The organism is Aquimarina sp. Aq78 (assembly GCF_900299525.1).
Classification (GTDB): Bacteria; Bacteroidota; Bacteroidia; order Flavobacteriales; family Flavobacteriaceae; genus Aquimarina.
This window is the reverse complement of sequence record NZ_OMKA01000001.1, coordinates 66083-83621: the sequence shown is the minus strand read 5'-3', so window position 1 is coordinate 83621 and position 17539 is coordinate 66083. Positions and strand designations below refer to the sequence as shown.

At 31.4% G+C, this 17539-nt stretch carries 13 protein-coding genes; 6 read left to right on the top strand and 7 right to left on the bottom strand.

Annotated elements, in window-relative coordinates; translation table 11 throughout:
- Positions 1–35: 35 nt before the first annotated feature.
- Both DG435_RS00360 and DG435_RS00355 read right to left on the bottom strand, forming a co-directional pair.
- Entirely contained in the window at positions 36–911 is an 876-nt protein-coding gene (locus DG435_RS00360; RefSeq protein ID WP_106794348.1) for an ion transporter, read from the bottom strand.
- A 261-nt stretch (positions 912–1172) separates the two neighbouring features.
- On the bottom strand, positions 1173–2714 hold the full coding sequence (locus DG435_RS00355) for a BspA family leucine-rich repeat surface protein (RefSeq protein ID WP_106794318.1): 1542 nt from the start codon (positions 2712–2714) through the stop codon (positions 1173–1175).
- A gap of 505 nt (positions 2715–3219) precedes the next feature.
- On the opposite strand from DG435_RS00355, the gene DG435_RS00350 reads away from it, so the two are divergent.
- Both DG435_RS00350 and DG435_RS00345 read left to right on the top strand, forming a co-directional pair.
- Positions 3220–6120, top strand: a complete 2901-nt coding sequence (locus DG435_RS00350; protein ID WP_108840537.1) for a two-component regulator propeller domain-containing protein — start codon at positions 3220–3222, stop codon at positions 6118–6120.
- Positions 6121–6133: 13 nt separating this feature from the next.
- Positions 6134–6751 carry a response regulator transcription factor gene (locus DG435_RS00345; RefSeq protein ID WP_106794105.1) on the top strand — a complete coding sequence of 206 codons (618 nt, stop codon included), beginning with the start codon at positions 6134–6136 and terminating at the stop codon, positions 6749–6751.
- A 53-nt stretch (positions 6752–6804) separates the two neighbouring features.
- Here DG435_RS00345 and DG435_RS00340 read toward each other — a convergent pair whose 3' ends face one another.
- Genes DG435_RS00340 through DG435_RS00330 form a run of 3 tightly spaced genes read right to left on the bottom strand, consistent with a single transcriptional unit; the run spans position 6805 to position 10849 of the window.
- On the bottom strand, positions 6805–8097 hold the full coding sequence (locus DG435_RS00340) for a glycosyltransferase family 4 protein (protein ID WP_369871529.1): 1293 nt from the start codon (positions 8095–8097) through the stop codon (positions 6805–6807).
- Between the two features lie 8 nt (positions 8098–8105).
- Entirely contained in the window at positions 8106–10547 is a 2442-nt protein-coding gene (locus DG435_RS00335) for a YfhO family protein (RefSeq protein WP_106794107.1), read from the bottom strand.
- A gap of 32 nt (positions 10548–10579) precedes the next feature.
- Entirely contained in the window at positions 10580–10849 is a 270-nt protein-coding gene (locus DG435_RS00330) for a DUF4834 family protein (protein WP_024769555.1), read from the bottom strand.
- Between the two features lie 61 nt (positions 10850–10910).
- Here DG435_RS00330 and DG435_RS25805 point away from each other — a divergent pair, with 61 nt between their 5' ends.
- From DG435_RS25805 to DG435_RS25360, 4 genes are all read left to right on the top strand, one after another.
- Entirely contained in the window at positions 10911–12626 is a 1716-nt protein-coding gene (locus DG435_RS25805) for a transporter (protein WP_234420900.1), read from the top strand.
- A 136-nt stretch (positions 12627–12762) separates the two neighbouring features.
- Positions 12763–13881 (top strand): GNAT family N-acetyltransferase, encoded by a 1119-nt coding sequence (locus DG435_RS00315; RefSeq protein ID WP_106794108.1) that lies wholly within the window; start codon positions 12763–12765, stop codon positions 13879–13881.
- 235 nt (positions 13882–14116) lie between these two features.
- Positions 14117–14299, top strand: a complete 183-nt coding sequence (locus tag DG435_RS00310) for a hypothetical protein (protein ID WP_106794109.1) — start codon at positions 14117–14119, stop codon at positions 14297–14299.
- Positions 14300–14671: 372 nt separating this feature from the next.
- A complete protein-coding gene (locus DG435_RS25360; protein ID WP_159025699.1) occupies positions 14672–14818 on the top strand; it encodes a hypothetical protein in 147 nt (48 codons plus the stop codon).
- A 122-nt stretch (positions 14819–14940) separates the two neighbouring features.
- On the opposite strand, the gene DG435_RS00305 is transcribed toward DG435_RS25360, so the two are convergent.
- Both DG435_RS00305 and DG435_RS00300 read right to left on the bottom strand, forming a co-directional pair.
- A complete protein-coding gene (locus tag DG435_RS00305; protein ID WP_106794110.1) occupies positions 14941–16200 on the bottom strand; it encodes an aminotransferase class I/II-fold pyridoxal phosphate-dependent enzyme in 1260 nt (419 codons plus the stop codon).
- 270 nt (positions 16201–16470) lie between these two features.
- Positions 16471–17511 (bottom strand): PLP-dependent cysteine synthase family protein, encoded by a 1041-nt coding sequence (locus tag DG435_RS00300; RefSeq protein WP_106794111.1) that lies wholly within the window; start codon positions 17509–17511, stop codon positions 16471–16473.
- Positions 17512–17539: the final 28 nt, after the last annotated feature.

Sequence of the window (17539 nt, the reverse complement as noted above, 5' to 3'; positions counted from 1 at the left end):
TTAGTTTTTATTTAATTATTGAATCCCATTTACTTTTAAATTTCATCATCTTTTTGTTGAATTTTATAGAGCACCAGTAGTTCTTGTAATTCATATATTTTGCTTTCTACATCTTCGATACTTGTATCTTTTTCTCCAGATTGCACTTGATTTTCTAGTAGCATTTCATTTTTAGCATCGTCCATACCATTCATAATAACCCCTATAAATAAGTTTAAGAAAATCATAGTGCCGATAAGGACAAATGACACGAAGTAAGTAACCGAGAGCACTAAAGTGCTTTTTGAATTTATACAAAGATTCATGTTTCCTTCATACCCATAATTCTCGCATCCAAACATATTTATGTACATAATATCTGTCCAATCTTCTAATGTTACTATCCTAAATAAGGATAACATTGATCTTTGTAAATCCTGAAAATGTATTGGGTCATTTTCTGAAAAGAAGAACACACCGGCTACAGCATAGATATAAAAGAGCAACAATAATAGAATAGAAACATATCCCATAGAAGGAATACTTTTTAATAGGGCTCCTACCAACATTTGAAGTTTTGGTAATGCTTTTATAAGTTTTAAAACTCGTAATAAACGCAATAAACGTAATATGGCAATAGAGCTTCCTCCAAAAGGAAGAAATGCAGCTGCTACAATTATAAAATCAAAAACATTCCACCCATCTGTAAAATACAACCAGGGTTTTCTTCCTTCTGCAATAACTTTAACAACAATTTCTATAATAAAAACTCCTAAAATTATTTCATTTAATACCTCTAGTACAATTTCATGTTTTGAAGAAAATTTGGGATACGTAGCAATCCCAACCAGAACACCAGCAACTAAAATTGCAATGGTGACCAGGTTTTGAAACCATTTACTTTTACTTATTGATTTACAGAAATTTACCATAAAAGTTTTATTTAACAACTACTTATTAGTTAAGTAGTATTTCAAAATTTTAATAGTATCTCAGGTAACAGATATCAGTTCTTATTTTATTATGACTAGCTATTAGTGGTAATACAGCAGTAGTTTTTTGCCAAGTATTGTGCACACGTTTTTAAAAGGAACTGGTTGATAATTTGAATATAGAATATTCAAAATCTGGTAAAAAAGGAAGCTCTCAAATTATATGATAGCTTCCTTTTTTATGTTACTGATCACTTATATTTATCTAGGGCAAGAAGTGTCCCCAATAATTCTCCAACGTTTACCGTCTGTTAAATTGATTCTTTCTCTAGCTGCATTACAATAGATTAATCCTTCTACTCCAAAAATTACATTAGATTGTATATTTGGTAGCGCTGACCACTTAGTAAGTAATGCATCGTAATTGACTGTAGATAGTTTGGTGTTATCTAACATACTACCCATTGAAATAACATTTTGAATATCCCAATCACTTATATCTTGGTTAAAAGAAGTAGCATCCATAAACATGAAGGGCATGCCGGTAACATTACTTACATCCCATTGACTTACATCTCCATTGAAAGATGTAGCGCCAGAAAACATCTGTCCCATTTCGGTAACATTACTTACATCCCATTGGCTAAGGTCTCCATTAAAAGATGTAGCATTAATAAACATTCTTATCATTTTAGTAACATTACTCACATCCCATTTACTAAGGTCTCCATTAAAAGAATCAGTGCTGGAAAACATATCCGTCATATCTGTAACTTTACTTACATTCCAACTATTTAGATCTCGAGTAAAAGATGTAGCATCACTAAACATACCTCCCATATTAGTTACATTACTTACGTCCCAATTGCTTAGATCTCCATTAAACTTGCTACATTCTCCAAACATTCCAAACATATCGGTCACTTTACTTACATCCCAATTACTTATATTACCATTAAAGGAAGAAGCACCTAAGAATACTGCTCTCATATCTGTAATGGTACTAACATCCCAATCATTAAGATCTGCATTAAACTTCGTACAACGAGCAAATATACCTGCAATACTGGCTACTTGGGATAAATCAGGTACATCTTTGGCATTATAAATCATATTGTTACATTCTACAAAAGCTCCGTAAAACGATTTCCATTTAATATCTCCCCACTGCTCTATAGTCTGTAGTTTATGAGCATCTTTTCCCTCGTTCATAGAGATACTAGGAAATTTTCCTGAAACTTTAACTGTATATGTATTGGCTGTTACATAAGTATGACTAGGAAACGTAGTTTGATTCTTTTCAATAGTACCATCACCCCAATCTATGGTATAGTCATATGTTAATTCCTTAGTAACTCCAATAGTAATCGTTTCATTGGCTTCAGTTGTTTTCCAGGTGGTGATAAAAGGTTCTGCAACATTCTCTACAGCAACTTTAATATCTGCACTGGTCTTATGAGCACCATCTGATACTTCTACAGAAAGCGTATACGAAGTAGCGGTTTCAAAATCCAGTTTTTTACCAGCTACCAAACTTAATTCTCCTGTATCGGTTAACTCAAAAAGAGCATCACTATTTTTAGTCAATGTAAATGTAAGTGCTTTGTTTTCTGGATCTGTGGCTGCTACTTTACCAATAACTGCATCATCTGCAATATCTTCAGCTACAGTAAATGTTTGAGCACTGATCTCTGGTGCTTTATTAACTACAGGAGGGGTTTGTGGTTGTTCATCATCATTACTACATGAGAATGTTACCAATACCATAAGTAGTATAATTCCTTTTGTTAAATATGTTTTCATAATTAAATTTTATTTTGGTGTAATTTTTTGAGATGCTACTATTTATCTTGAGCGTACAAATAATAGGTTAAGTTTTCATGGCTAACTGCAGAAAACACTATGTCTTTATTTTAAGCACAATCTCAAGTAAATATGTCTAGAAGAATAGATGTATTCCTTAAATTAATTTAGTTAATATGTCAAATACTTTAATTCGGACAATCAAAATCTTGATTAGTATTTGCGAAGAAATAGTTTAGATTGTAGTTTTTTTTCATGATATATTTGGATTTAAATTATACGCCAAAAATATCTCATTACTCAATTTCAATTTTCACCCGTTTAGGGTGATTTTTTTATTAATTTATTTTGACACTTTTGAAATCTATATGTAAACTATTAAATAGTAAATTTTAAAGTGTAGGTTTATTGTACTAATCAAGTGTTTCATACTAATAAAATATATCGACAATCAATAATACTATCTATTTTAGATTACTAATTTTGTAAAAACATAATCATATCTATGTCGAGATTTATTATAATATGCTATACTCTTGTCCTAAATGGTGTGATTCTTAATGCACAATCTCAGTTTTTCAAACATTTTACAACAGATAATGGTTTACCTCATGATATTACGTATCAAATCATTCAAGATCAAGAAGGGTTTATATGGATGGGTACAGATAACGGTTTAGTAAAGTTTGATGGAAATCATTTTAAATCGTATAACTATAAAGAAGGATTAGACTCTTCGTTTGTTATAGATATAATTGAAAACAGTTCTAATCAATCCTTTTATATAGCCACATGGGGAGCAGGAGTTTATCAATTAAAAAATGATAGTATTTATCACACTTCTGTTGGCCAAAAAAAATTAACAAAGATTGATAAGATACATTTATTATCTAATAATTTGTTATACGCAAACGTAAATAGATATAATTTCTCGATTTATGATTTTAATAAAAATGAAACTAAAAATTACTATCTAAAAAATAAAAATAAGGAAAAACAACAACTTTACTTAGATACAATTTTCTCGAAAAATGACTCTGCAAACACCTCAATACTGTCTAATGAAAGTATTATAAACGATACTCTATTTATACATTCAAGCTTCCAAGTAGATCGCTTTACTAACAATGTTAAAGGTGTTTATATGCTAGACACCAAAACTTTGAAAGTTAATTCTATTTTTCATGAAGTAAAAAGTAAAAAAATCTATACCGTTACTAAAGCAGACAGCGTGTTTTTTTTGGGTGGACTAAACACTATTTACAAGTACAAAGATGATAGAATGGTTGATAGTATCGTACTTCCAACCAATATGCAAAGAACTATTATTGATATACAAGTAAAAGATTCTATTTTATATTGCATAGGTAAAAGTATAACAGATGCAAGTAGAGTCACCCTGAAATATAATTTAGAGTCTGAAAAACTTATTGATGTATCAAAAGAAATCGGTATTAAAAGTATGGTTTCAGATAATTTAATAGATGAAAATGGTAATCTTTGGATTACAACATATGGAGAAGGAGTCTACATGCTTCCTAAGGATCCACCATTTTTTTTAGGAAGTAACACATTTATAAACCATGATCTAAAAGATATTGAAAAACTTGATAGCACTTTGTATGTTTTATCTACAAATCGATTATACAAAATCAAGAATAAACAAATTTTAAGTTCTATTAGTATTACCGAACATCGCGAAAAAATTCAGGCAAATAAAAACAACCATAGCATTAACATATTTGGAAGTTATGAGGGTAAAAAATATAAAATTCAAGGAACACCAGTTAATGTCGTCGTCACTAAACAATTCGAATTGCTAACTGAAGATAGTAACATCCTCATTTCCAATAAAAATGTTAACCATGGAGGTGAGTTAAATGCCTATAAAAATGGTGAGAAAATATATAGTATTAGTTTTAAAAGAGATTTGCTAAAAGAGGTTTATTTACATAAAGGTAAACTTTACATTATTCGAGATAATCAACCGGGTATAAGAATTTATAATGCCAATACAGGAACGCTAATCGAAACCTGGGATAAAACAACAGGGTTTCCTTTACAAAAAGTAACTAAAGTATTATTTCATAATCACAAAATGTGGATTGCTTCAAACAGAGGTTTATTTATCGTAGAAGGAAATAAGATACAAAATAAATTTAGTGAGCAGCAAGGACTCTTAAGTAACCATATTAATGATATCTATTTTGATCAGCATAACATATTATGGATCGCAACCCAAAGAGGTGTAAACATTTATAAAAATGATATTGTATACACCCTAGATAAAGATTCTGGGCAAAAATCTTCTTTTGTAACTGCAATTATGGAGTTAGATGATCACATATATATATCTGGTAATAAAGGTATGTTTATTAAAAATAATCTTTACCCTTTTAAAGTAAAATCGAACACAGATATTATCATTAAAAAAAAAGGAGCAAATTTTATTGTTAACCCAATAAATTATTTAAATCCCAATAGTACAAAAATACAGTATAAAATAAATAAAGATTCCTGGAGACATTTAAATACAGATACATTATTGTTACAACACTTAAGCCATGGTAAACACAAAATTCAATTTAAATATAAAGACGGATTAAGTGATTGGAAAATAAATTCACCACAATCTTTTACCATGTATCATCCATGGTACGAACGTCCCTGGTTTATTACTTTTCTTGTCATTATAACTTCGGTCTTACTTCTCGTTATTATTAGCTTGAAATTGAACCATAGTAGAGCAAAGAACTCTTTCCTAAAAGCTACATTACACGAAAGAGAACTTTTGAAAAAAGAATTGGCTAACGTTCATAAAAATATTGCTCAGGATTTTCATGATGAATTAGGAAACAAAATTGCTAGTATATCAGTACTCTCTAATCTAATGAGTAAAAAAATGAAAGAGAATACCAAAGAATTTAAACAAATAAAAAAAATCAATAGAGATTCTAATTCTTTATACTCTGGAATGAGAGATTTTATTTGGTCGTTAGATCAAAATAGTAATGAGTTAGATCATGTTTTTTGTTATCTAAAAGACTTTGGAGAAGATCTGTTTTCTAATTCAGACATCACTTTTTATGTAGAAAATCTAGAGATACCCAGGCAGATTTCACTCCCCTACTATTGGAGTAAACAGCTCATTTTTATCTTTAAAGAAGCAATGACCAATTGTATAAAACATAGCAAAGCTACAGAAGTTATACTTCATCTAAACATTAAGGATAACATATTGACAATATCATTACATGATAACGGAATTGGATGCGCAATAGAATCCCTAAAACGAAAAAACGGATTAGTCAATATGATTGAAAGAGCTAAAAAAATTAATTCAGAAGTAAATATAAAAAGTGAAAACGGGTTAAAAATAACCTTTGTAGGTAACTTAAATTCATAATTTTATTTAAAAAATGAGTGATTCTAAAATAAAAGTAATAATCATTGAGGACAATATCACTTTATTAGATTCTTACAAAGACATCATTAATGAAGCCGAGATATTTAAAGTTATAGGCACATATGAAGATTGCGAAACAGCTATTTTAAATATAAAAAGTGATAACCCTGATATTGCTCTTATTGATATACGACTTCCTGGTATAAATGGAATTGAAGGCGTTAAAAGATTAAAAAGCATCAAACCAAACCTTCTGTCTATAATGATTACGGTATACAACGATACAAAGTATATTTTTGATGCACTGTGTGCAGGAGCTATTGGATATCTAACCAAAAACACAGAGCCTGAAGAATTAATCAATGCATTAACCGAAGCATATAATGGAGGAGCACCGATGAGTGCATTAATCGCCAGAAAAGTTGTAGATTCTTTTGTCTTACCAAAAGAGAAAAGTTTATCTGATAGAGAGAATAATGTTCTACAACTCTTATCAAAAGGAAAAAGTTACGCCTCAATTGGTAATGAGCTTAATGTATCCATAAACACAATAAAAACTCATACCAGAAATATCTATGAAAAATTACAAGTGAATAGTAGAGAGGAAATTATAAAAAAATATGGTAATTAGGTTGCCCTTCTAAAATAAAAACCTCAATTAATTATCATTAGATACCTCAAATTTTATTTTCTTATAATTACTTCTTTTAATAAACCAGATATTGATCTAGTTAACTCCCTCCTGCTATATTTTTCAACACCAATAACATGAGATGCTAATGTTCTTTTTTGAAACTGAACAAAATATTCGAGTATTTGTGTTTTTATCTTTTCGTATTCATGATATTCAAAAAAGCATCCTGAATTTGTATCAAAAATAAGTTTGGATACATCTGCACCTGCTGGCCCCAACGCTATAATAGGTCTTTTAGATACCATGTATTCAAATAATTTACCCGGAATAATACATCGGGTATCTTTACTATCGATTTCAATCAATAGTAAAACTTGTGAACTTCTTTGAATTTGGATAGCTTCTGTATGTGGTACATATCCTTTTAACATCAAGAAATCAGACAATCCTGCCTCTTTTATAGAGGATAATACATCATTACTAACTGCTCCTACCAATTGTAATCGAAATGCTTCAGAAAAAGCTTCATTTTCCTTGGTTAAATCATACAAGGCTTTCCAAAGATTCGTTGGATTTCTACCGGACAATAACGATCCTATATGTGAAATAGTAAATGTAGTATCCAAAACCGTTTTAGAGATCGATTCTTTGTCATAACCATTAGTAATTACAGAAATTGGAGTATCAGTAATCCCTTTAAACTCTTCTTTTGTCGTAAAACTGGTAACAACAACATGATCAGCAGTGTTTAATACCGCTTTCTCCATAGATATATGCTTTTGCATAGATCGCTTTGTAAGTTTTAGCTTGTCATGATATCCAATGGTAGTCCAGGGGTCTCTAAAATCGGTAAGCCATTTTACTCCTGTATGTTTTTTCAACTCCTTCCCTATCAAATGTATACTATGGGGTGGACCTGTAGTAATTACGACATTAATTTTATGTTCTGAAAGGTATTTCTGTAAGTAGGTAACCGAAGGTTTTACCCAAAATTTACGGGCATCCGGGATAAAAAAATTACCTCGTATATACAATAGCAGTCGCTGTATGAAAGATTGCTTCTCTTTCCCGGCAATAATCCCTTTACTTATTGTTTTGGTTTCCTTTTTAGAAAATACCTGAGCAAAACGATAAGGTTCAAAAATAGGCTGTTTTAATACTTCTACTCCTTCAGGAATTTCAGATAATAACGAAGTATCTTCTAGAGGGTATGTAGGATTCTCGGGCACATATACTATTGGTTCTATATCAAAATCTCTAAAGTACTTAACAAACTTAAGCCACCGCTGTACTCCAGGGCCTCCTGCAGGTGGCCAATAATATGTAACGATCAGGACCTTCACGATATACCTTACTTATCTTCTTTGGTTAAAGATAGTAAACTCCCCGTTTTCTTATATTGAAAATATAATCCACCAAGTACTAATAAAACAAAAAGAATAGAACTAGTAAGTGTAATGGTGCTTCCTGTTTTTACAACCTGAGGTTCGAATTTAAATTCTATCGAATGCTTTCCTGCTGGTACCTTTAGACCTCTTAACATATAATCTACCGGATATATAGGTGTAGTTTTCCCATCAATATATGCATTCCAACCATCTTTATAATATGTTTCAGAAAAGACAATAAAACCTGGATTAGCAGCATATACATTATATGCTAGATGATTAGGCTGGGTTTTAGAAATTGACACTGTAGAAATGCTATCTTTTTTAGGAGTAAAACCTTCCAAATCTCCTTGATAATCTTTTCTAATAACCGCCGTCTTTTTGGTATCTATGGTATTTAATGATTCAAATTCCTTCTTATAATTGTCCACAAATTTTAGTTCTTCAACAAACCAAGCTGCTCCATTAATTGAAGGGTTTTGTTGAACATCTAGTTGTCCTTCTTTATTTTGTTGAATTACATATTTTACGTTAAGCATATTGATTACTTCCAGATTACCTTTGGCAATATGGCCGAAATACATATCTTCCATTTTTCTGGGACGTACTGCAGTATATCCGTTAATAGAATTAAAAAAGTAATTCGTGTGTGAATTATTAAAACCTCTAGCCTGGTCTAATACTCTAAAATAAGATTCGTCTTTTAAAATTTCTTTATCCACCGCAGTTGGTTGAAAATAGTTTCTGTATTCACGCTTAGAGATAAAACCTTCATTATCAACACTACGTCTATCTATAGTAACTAAATCTATTACAATTAGTGCTCCTAGTGCGATAAGGGTAATATTTTCTGAAAACTTTTTCTTTAAACTAAGCCAAAGCACACTTCCCATTAGAATTATAAACAGAAGTGAACGCAAACTATCACTTTTCATGATTGCAATTCGATCTTCTTTGATAGCATCAAAAATAGCAGGTTGTTCAATTCCTAATCGAACTTCTGAAGACGACTTGAAACTAAATAAACTTCCTCCAAATAGCCAGAAAATCAGACACAATCCTCCAAAAACTCCTAATGAAATTAAAAATTTCTTTTGCCTTTCTTCAATAGATATTTTGTCATTAAAGAAACGGTGTAACCCAAAAACAGCAGCAATAGGTATTAATAACTCTAAAATGACCTGAATACTTGATACTGCTCTGAACTTATTATAAAAAGGTACATAATCAATAAAAAACCTTGTTAGAAACTCTAAATTCTTACCCCAACTCAAAGCCAGTGATAATATCATTCCTGCTATCAGCCACCAGCGAAGCCTTCCTTTAACCAATAGCAATCCTAAAAGTGCTAAAAACACTACTGTTATTCCTAAATATGGAGGAGCTTCTACAAAAGGTTGTTCTCCCCAATATAGTCCTGTAACCTTAGCATAATAATTAACTTGATCTCTAGGCTGTCCTAATTCAATCAATTTTTGATAAAAAGCAGAATCTGTACCCAAATCAGATGCTCTACCTAATCCCATTAATTTAGGAACAAAAAGATTTAATGATTCTAATTTACCATAACTGTATTCTGTAATATATTCATAATCCAATCCATTCTTCTCTGAAGAAGTCGCTGTAGTTTCTGCTAATAGGTTTTTACCTCTAATACTGGTATCAACATATTCTGATGTAGATAATAAAGTTGTTGCATTTGTCGCCAACCCTAATAGCACCGCTAGCACCAATGTACCTACAGATTTTAAAAAATGTGGAATTTCTTTTTTTCGTATAGCGTCGATAAAATAAGCTACTCCCATAACCAGAGTAAGTAACCCCAGGTAATATGTCATCTGATAATGATTGGCTTGTATCTCTAAGCCCATGGCCAGTGCTGTCAATAAAAATCCCCAAACATATCTTTTCTGAAAAACCATTATAATCCCTGAAAGAACCAACGGAAAGTAAGCGATTGCATGTGCTTTAGAATTATGCCCTACTCCTATTATGACAATTAAATATGTAGAAAACCCAAAGGCTAATGCTCCTAAAATCGCAATTTTCCATGGGATACGCATGACAAGCATCAGAATATAAAAACTAAGCAAATAAAGAAAAAGATAATCTGCTGGTCTAGGTAAAAAACGAATCAAACGATCCAATTTATCCATATAATCATGTGGGAATTTTGCTCCTAGCTGATAAGTAGGCATTCCCCCATAAGCAGAATTATTCCAATACGTTTCTTTACCGGTACTAGTCCGATAATCGTTTTGTTGTTTAGCCATACTCTCATAATGCTTTATATCATTTTGATAGAGCATTTTCCCACTTAATACTGGGTTAAAATAAGCCAATGAAACTATTACAAAACCTAAAATGACAAGTATATGAGGTAAGAATCTTTTGATTAAAGACATGATGTGTGTGAGTTTACTAATAAAGAGCCAAATTAATCAATTTCCTCATAATCGATATATTCTCCTACATCTTTATTAGAAGAATTTTGTTTCGATTTTTTTTCAATAGTTACTTCACCTTCTGCAGACTGCTGGGGTTGTTGGTATTGATCAAATTGTTGTTTAAATTTCTCTCCTGCTTTCTTTGTAACATATCTAAGCAATAGAGGACCAAATAATCGCGTTATTACCTTTAGTCCATAATATACTAAGATTATAATGAGAATTATCTTTAATACCCCTTGTAGTGATGCTTCTTGCATAACATTTTTTTTCAAAAATAATGAACTCTGCATACAATTACAGGTAGACAGTCCTAAAAAAATGATAAAATCTGCTATATTTGAACCAAATCTATTGAATATGTGCCCTAAGTCTATTCTGTTATTAATTACCCTATTTTTATGTAGCCTAACGGTTTCTGCACAATATACCGAGAAGATCAATACCAATAGACCTGGTACATCACAAGGTGCTTTTTCGGTTGGTAATAATGTTTTACAATTAGAAGGTGGTTTTGGTTTTGGAAAAGAGAAACATAAACTCCTTAATACAAAGACTAATGTTTTTAAGTTTGATTATTCTGTGCGATATGGCTTGTTAATTGAACAATTAGAACTTAGGTTAAATGGTACATTTAGAGCAGATGGGGTTAGACAAACCATTGGCGGTAACGAAGAAAAAATAAAGAGAAGTAATTTTGAAGTAAATACGATTGGTGCAAAATACCTTATTTACGATCCCTATAAGAGACCAAAAAAAGATTCTACTAATTATGATGAATTAAAAAGCTGGAAAGAGCGCTACAGGTTTAAGTGGAAAAGCCTTATCCCAGCAGTTTCTGCTTATGTTGGAGCTAATTTTGTATCAAAGGACAATCCATTTACTGCGCCAAACGACGATACTTTTAGCCCAAAGATTGTTTTAATGACTCAGAATAACTGGACCACTAGTTTAAATGGAAACTGGGTATTAGTGACCAACTTGATTGTTGATAAAGTAACTACAGATGATCCGATTATTGGTTGGATTATTACTTCTACCCATGCAATTAATGAGAAATGGGCAGCTTTTGGAGAATACCAGGGACAAAAAAGTGATTTTTACAGTGATAATATTCTTAGACTCGGAGGGGCCTATTTATATAATAAAGACTTACAGTTGGATGCAAATATTGCATTCAATTTTAAAGATACCCCTTCTATTTTTACTTTTAGTTTTGGGGCTTCTTATCGATTTGACTGGCATACCAAAGACGAGATCATTGAACAGCCAGGATTAGAAGGTGGTATTAAAGACGGAGAAAAAGAAGAGAATAAAGGTGAAGGAGAAAATGATGAAGAAAATGAAGATGAGTTTGATGACCGTGAAGAAGGTGAAGAAAATGAAAATGATAGTCTTAAATTAGAAACAACTCCTTTTGTTAATGATTTTGAAGATGATAGTCTAAGAGAAGGTATTGAAAAAGATCTTGATGAAAGACGAACTGCAGAACGACTGGAGCGTGAGCGTATCGAAAATGAAAAGATCGCTAAAAAAGAAGGTAAGAAATTTAAGAAAGAAGAAGCTAGACGTCTAAAACGTGAAGCAAAAGAAGCTAGAAAAGCTGAAAAAGCTGAAATCCAAGCAGAGAAAGAAAAGCAAAAAATGATCGATGATATTGATGCTGAATTGGATAAAATGGAGAAACAACAAGGGGTTGATCAAGAGCTACAAGATATAGATAAAGAGCTCCAGGAACTCGAAAAAATGGAAAAAGAGCTAGATTCTGACAATAAAGAAAAGGAAGAGAAAAAGCAAGAAGAAAAAGAAGAGAAAAAGCAAGAGGAAGATGTAGATGCTGAGTACGAAAAGTACCAAAAGGAGCAAGAAAAAAATAAGAAAGCAGAAGAAAAGAGAAGAAAAAAAGAGAAAAAGAAGCGTCAAAAAGAAGAAAAGAAAAGAAAAAAAGAAGAACAAAAACGCAAAAACAAAGAGGAAAAAGATAATAAGACCGATGACTCGGATCTAGACAAAGAATTAGAAAAAATAGATCAGTAGTGGTGAAAAAAGCAGGAATAAAACTCTTTTAAGCATTTAAATAAAGAATCTAATGCAATTATTATTAAAATGATCTGTATGCAATCATAATATTTAATAAAAGGATTATATATTTGTGATGAATTAGAGATGATATATGATTACGATTAAAGAAATTACTTCAAAAGGAGATTTAACAACGTTTGTTAAATTTCCTTTTGAATTATATAAAGATTCCCCATATTATGTTCCTTCTATTATCAAGGAAGAAGTAGATGTGATGAATCCAAAGAAGAATCCTGTTTTTAGAAACTCTGATGCAAAATATTTCTTAGCTTACAAAGGCGATACCATAGTAGGAAGAATCGCTGCAATTATCAATTGGATTGAAGTAAACGAACAAAAAAAACCAAAAGTACGTTTTGGATGGTTTGATGTCATTGATGATATTGAAGTAACCAAAGCATTATTACAAAAAGTTTCAGAATATGGAACTCAGCATGGTTTAGAATATATGGAGGGCCCTGTAGGTTTTTCAAATATGGATAAAGCAGGAATTCTAATTAAAGGATTTGAAGAGTTAAATACCATGATTACCTGGTACAATTACCCTTACTATTCGAAACATATGGAGCAACTTAATTTTGAACCTGCTGCTACATGGGTAGAATACAAAATAAGAGTTCCGAAAAAGACCAAAGAAAAGGTAATAAAATTTGCTCAGGTTATTAAAGAACGTTATCAGCTTCAACTCCTTAAATTTAACAAAAGCAAAGAGATACTTCAATATGCTGATGACATGTTTGATCTACTAAATAAAACCTATAGTAGTTTACAAACTTTTGTTCCTATACAGCAATACCAAATAGATATGTATAAGAAAAAATACTTACCATATCTAAATCCCGAGTATATTACCTGCATCGCGGATAAAACAGGTAAACTCATAGCATTTTCTATCGTAATGCCTTCATTTTCCAAAGCTTTGAAAAAAATGAATGGTAAAGTATACCCTCTAAGATTTCTTCATATCCTAAAAGCACAGCGTAGAAATGATACAGCAGCTTTTTATCTTATAGGAGTAGATCCTGAATACCAAAATAAAGGAGTTACTGCACTTATTTTTAAAGAAATGAATGAAGCTTTTCTTCGTAATGGGATCGAAGTTGTCGAAACTAATCCCGAACTTGAAGAAAATAAAGCAATCCAGGCCCTTTGGAATGGCTATGAACATGAGCAACACAAGATGAGGCGAACGTTTAGAAAAAGTATTTAACGTCCTTTAGTTTTATCTACATATTAATGTGTTAAGGATTATTGTAATCCTAATTTTATATTTAAAATTATTAATACTTAGTTAAATAATGAATAGCTAACACCATCTTCTTAGATTTTATCTATTTTTAGTAAGACCAACATTCCTACTTATAATAAGTAGATATAAAACTTTGACATAAAGTCTGAGTGTCTTTAAAAAAATCAGAGTTTTCAAATTCTTAAAACTGTAAATCATGTTAAAAAACATTTTAAATGTAAATGGAGTTAAAAAGCTAAAAAAACAAGAACAGACAACCATTATTGGAGGATATCGTGGTCCAGATATCTGTCTGCTTCTTAATTGTGCAGAAAGGCTTGATGGAAAATGTCGTTGCGAAAATGGAACGTGTGTATTTGACAGACATTTTTGTAAATAGATATAAAGCAATCTAAAAACAAAAATATTAAGGGTTTGACTTTTTAAAGTTGGATCCTTTTTTTAATATAGTCAAGAGCTAATCAATATGGCACCTCCTTATATGATAGATATTGATTATCTCCTTAACAACTTCCCAAGTAGCTAAACATCCAGATTTGGTCTCAGTTTGATCTATATGTTTTTCTTTCATCAAAATATTGTCCTGATTTCTTGAAGACTAAAAGAATCAGGACATAACATTATAGTCAAATTATACATTTACCTCAGTTACAAAATGTAACAACAGTAAACACAAAGACATATGCCTGAGTGTCTATAATGGTTCGGGAAAAATCTATTAAATATTAATTTACTTTAAATCATTACGATTATGAAAAAACAAAAATTAAATTTCAAAAAATTATCCCTTGAAAAGTCAACTGTTACAGAATTAAATCTTAGAAAAATTGTTGGTGGAGCACGTATGGATGAGCAGATCACCAAAGACCCAACATTAAATGTGACTTGTCATTGCTAAAATACTTAGAGTATTTATACTCAAAAGGCTACTAAAATTACTTTTTAGTAGCCTTTTTTATAATTCTATTTATTTTGTAGTCAAATCAACTCCTTATTTCAAGAAATATAGAAGTTAGCTCTTTATTCTCCCATTGCAGCAGCAACAGCAGCAGACATACGTTTATAAGTTCCGTTTTCTAATCGTTCTCGTATTGCAGAAAACGCATTAAGTGTTTCTTCTATATCTTCCAAAGTATGAGAAGCTGTAGGGATTAATCTCAATAATATTAATCCTTTAGGTATAACAGGATATACTACAATAGAACAGAAAATTCCATAATTCTCTCTAAGATCTTTTACCAGAGCCATAGCTTCAGGAATACTTCCTTTTAAATATACTGGTGTAACACAACTCTGTGTAGTTCCTAGGTCAAAACCTCTTTCTTTAAGCCCATTCTGCAAAGTATTTACATTCTGCCATAGCTTAGCTTTTAGTTCAGGCATTGTTCTAAGCATATCTAAACGCTTAAGAGCTCCTACTACTAATTGCATCTGCAATGATTTTGCAAACATTTGAGAACGTAAATTATACTTTAAATAATCTATAATCTCTTGGTCGGCAGCAATAAACGCTCCTGTACTAGCCATAGATTTAGCAAAAGTTGCAAAATACACATCAATTTGATCCTGAATACCTTGCTCCTCACCTGTTCCTGCTCCTGTTGCTCCTAATGTACCAAATCCATGTGCATCATCAACAAACAATCTAAAGTTATACTTTTCTTTTAAAGCTACAATTTCTTTTAATCTTCCTTGCTCTCCTCGCATTCCAAAAACACCTTCTGAAATCAGTAAAATTCCTCCTCCGGTCTTTTGTGCCATTTTTGTGGCTCTCATCAAGTTTTTATCAATACTTTCTATATCATTATGTCGATATGTATAGCGTTGTCCTTGATGTAATCGTACTCCATCAATAATACATGCATGTGCATCTACATCATATACAATGATATCATCTTTGCTTACCAGTGCATCAATAGTAGAAACCATTCCCTGGTATCCAAAATTTAATAAATATGATGCCTCTTTATCGACAAATTCTGCCAATTCATCTTGTAACTGTTCATGAAGATCTGTATGCCCACTCATCATCCTTGCTCCCATTGGATATGCAGACCCGTAAGCTGCAGCTGCTTCTGCATCTACCTTACGAACTTCTTCTTTATTTGCTAATCCCAAATAGTCATTGATACTCCAGGTAATTACTTCTCTCCCTTGAAACCTCATTCTATTTGATATAGGCCCTTCTAGTTTAGGAAAAACAAAATATCCTTCTGCCTGATCCGCCCACTTTCCTAATGGTCCTTTGTCTTTATAAATCTTATCAAATAAATCTCTCATTTATCAAAAAATTGTTTCTTATAAGTGTGCGAAAATACGGAAAATTGATTTGATGACATAATTATATTCAATTTCACTTTTATAAAGTGTTATTTTAACACTTTATAAAATCTACTACACAATGAACCACAAGTATTTTAATGATTTTCTGTAATTTAATAAATAAAATTGATATCAACAATTGAGGAAGTAAGAAGCATATTGTAAAAATTATATCAAAAAAAACATCCCGAAATATCGAGATGTTTATAATTCTATTTTAAATATATTTTATTTAATGAATTGAACTTTTGTTGCATCAATTTCATTCTTGCTATCAAAAAATCCTTGCTCTGTCATCCAATCATCACTAAATACTTTACTCATGTATCGTGATCCATGATCAGGAAGAATAACAATAACATTACTATTTTCATCAAACTCACCTTGCTCAGCAAGTTGTTTTACACCTTGTATAGCTGCGCCACTTGTATATCCTAAAAACAGCCCTTCTTTTTTTACTAATTCTCTAGCTGTATGTGCACTATCTTCATCACTTACTTTCTCAAATTTATCTATAACATCAAAATCTGTTGCAGTAGGGATTAAATTTTTACCTAGACCTTCAATTCTATAAGGATATATTTCTTCCTCATCAAATTCTCTGGTTTCATGGTACTTTTTTAAAACCGATCCATAAGCATCGATTCCTAAAACACGTACATTACTGTTTTTTTCTTTTAAAAATCTTGCAGTACCTGAGATAGTTCCTCCGGTTCCACAACATGCAATAAAATGTGTAAGCTTACCATTGGTTTGATCCCAAATTTCTGGTCCTGTAGAATTATAATGAGCATCAATATTTAATTCATTAAAATATTGATTTATATATACAGATCCTTTTATTTCTTCATGAAGTCTTTTTGCCACCTGATAATACGATCTTGGATCATCAGCACTTACATGGGCCGGGCATACATATACCTTTGCTCCCATATTCTTAAGCATTGCAATTTTATCCTTAGAGGATTTAGAACTAACAGCAAGAATGCAATCGTAGCCTTTGATCACGCTAACCATTGCTAAACTAAAACCTGTATTACCACTTGTTGTTTCAATAATGGTATCACCGGGTTTAAGAATACCTCTTCTTTCTGCTTCTTCTATAATATAAAGTGCAATTCTATCTTTGGTGGAGTGTCCCGGGTTAAAAGATTCTACTTTTGCGTAGTAATTTCCCGGAAAGTCTTTCATAATTCTGTTTAATTTTATAAGCGGGGTATCGCCAATAAGCTCTAAAACATTATTATAAGCCCTAATATCTTCTCTCATATAAATGTGTTTTACAGATTCGTGGAAT

What these genes read in the sequence shown, in the direction of transcription:
- DG435_RS25805 (WP_234420900.1), top strand. Translation starts at nt 10,911, where the DNA reads ATGATAAAATCTGCTATATTTGAACCAAATCTATTGAATATGTGCCCT.
- DG435_RS00305 (WP_106794110.1), bottom strand. Translation starts at nt 16,200, where the DNA reads ATGAGAGATTTATTTGATAAGATTTATAAAGACAAAGGACCATTAGGA.
- DG435_RS00335 (WP_106794107.1), bottom strand. Translation starts at nt 10,547, where the DNA reads ATGTCTTTAATCAAAAGATTCTTACCTCATATACTTGTCATTTTAGGT.
- DG435_RS00355 (WP_106794318.1), bottom strand. Translation starts at nt 2,714, where the DNA reads ATGAAAACATATTTAACAAAAGGAATTATACTACTTATGGTATTGGTA.
- DG435_RS00310 (WP_106794109.1), top strand. Translation starts at nt 14,117, where the DNA reads ATGTTAAAAAACATTTTAAATGTAAATGGAGTTAAAAAGCTAAAAAAA.
- DG435_RS25360 (WP_159025699.1), top strand. Translation starts at nt 14,672, where the DNA reads ATGAAAAAACAAAAATTAAATTTCAAAAAATTATCCCTTGAAAAGTCA.
- DG435_RS00315 (WP_106794108.1), top strand. Translation starts at nt 12,763, where the DNA reads ATGATTACGATTAAAGAAATTACTTCAAAAGGAGATTTAACAACGTTT.
- DG435_RS00350 (WP_108840537.1), top strand. Translation starts at nt 3,220, where the DNA reads ATGTCGAGATTTATTATAATATGCTATACTCTTGTCCTAAATGGTGTG.
- DG435_RS00300 (WP_106794111.1), bottom strand. Translation starts at nt 17,511, where the DNA reads ATGAGAGAAGATATTAGGGCTTATAATAATGTTTTAGAGCTTATTGGC.
- DG435_RS00330 (WP_024769555.1), bottom strand. Translation starts at nt 10,849, where the DNA reads ATGCAAGAAGCATCACTACAAGGGGTATTAAAGATAATTCTCATTATA.
- DG435_RS00360 (WP_106794348.1), bottom strand. Translation starts at nt 911, where the DNA reads ATGGTAAATTTCTGTAAATCAATAAGTAAAAGTAAATGGTTTCAAAAC.
- DG435_RS00345 (WP_106794105.1), top strand. Translation starts at nt 6,134, where the DNA reads ATGAGTGATTCTAAAATAAAAGTAATAATCATTGAGGACAATATCACT.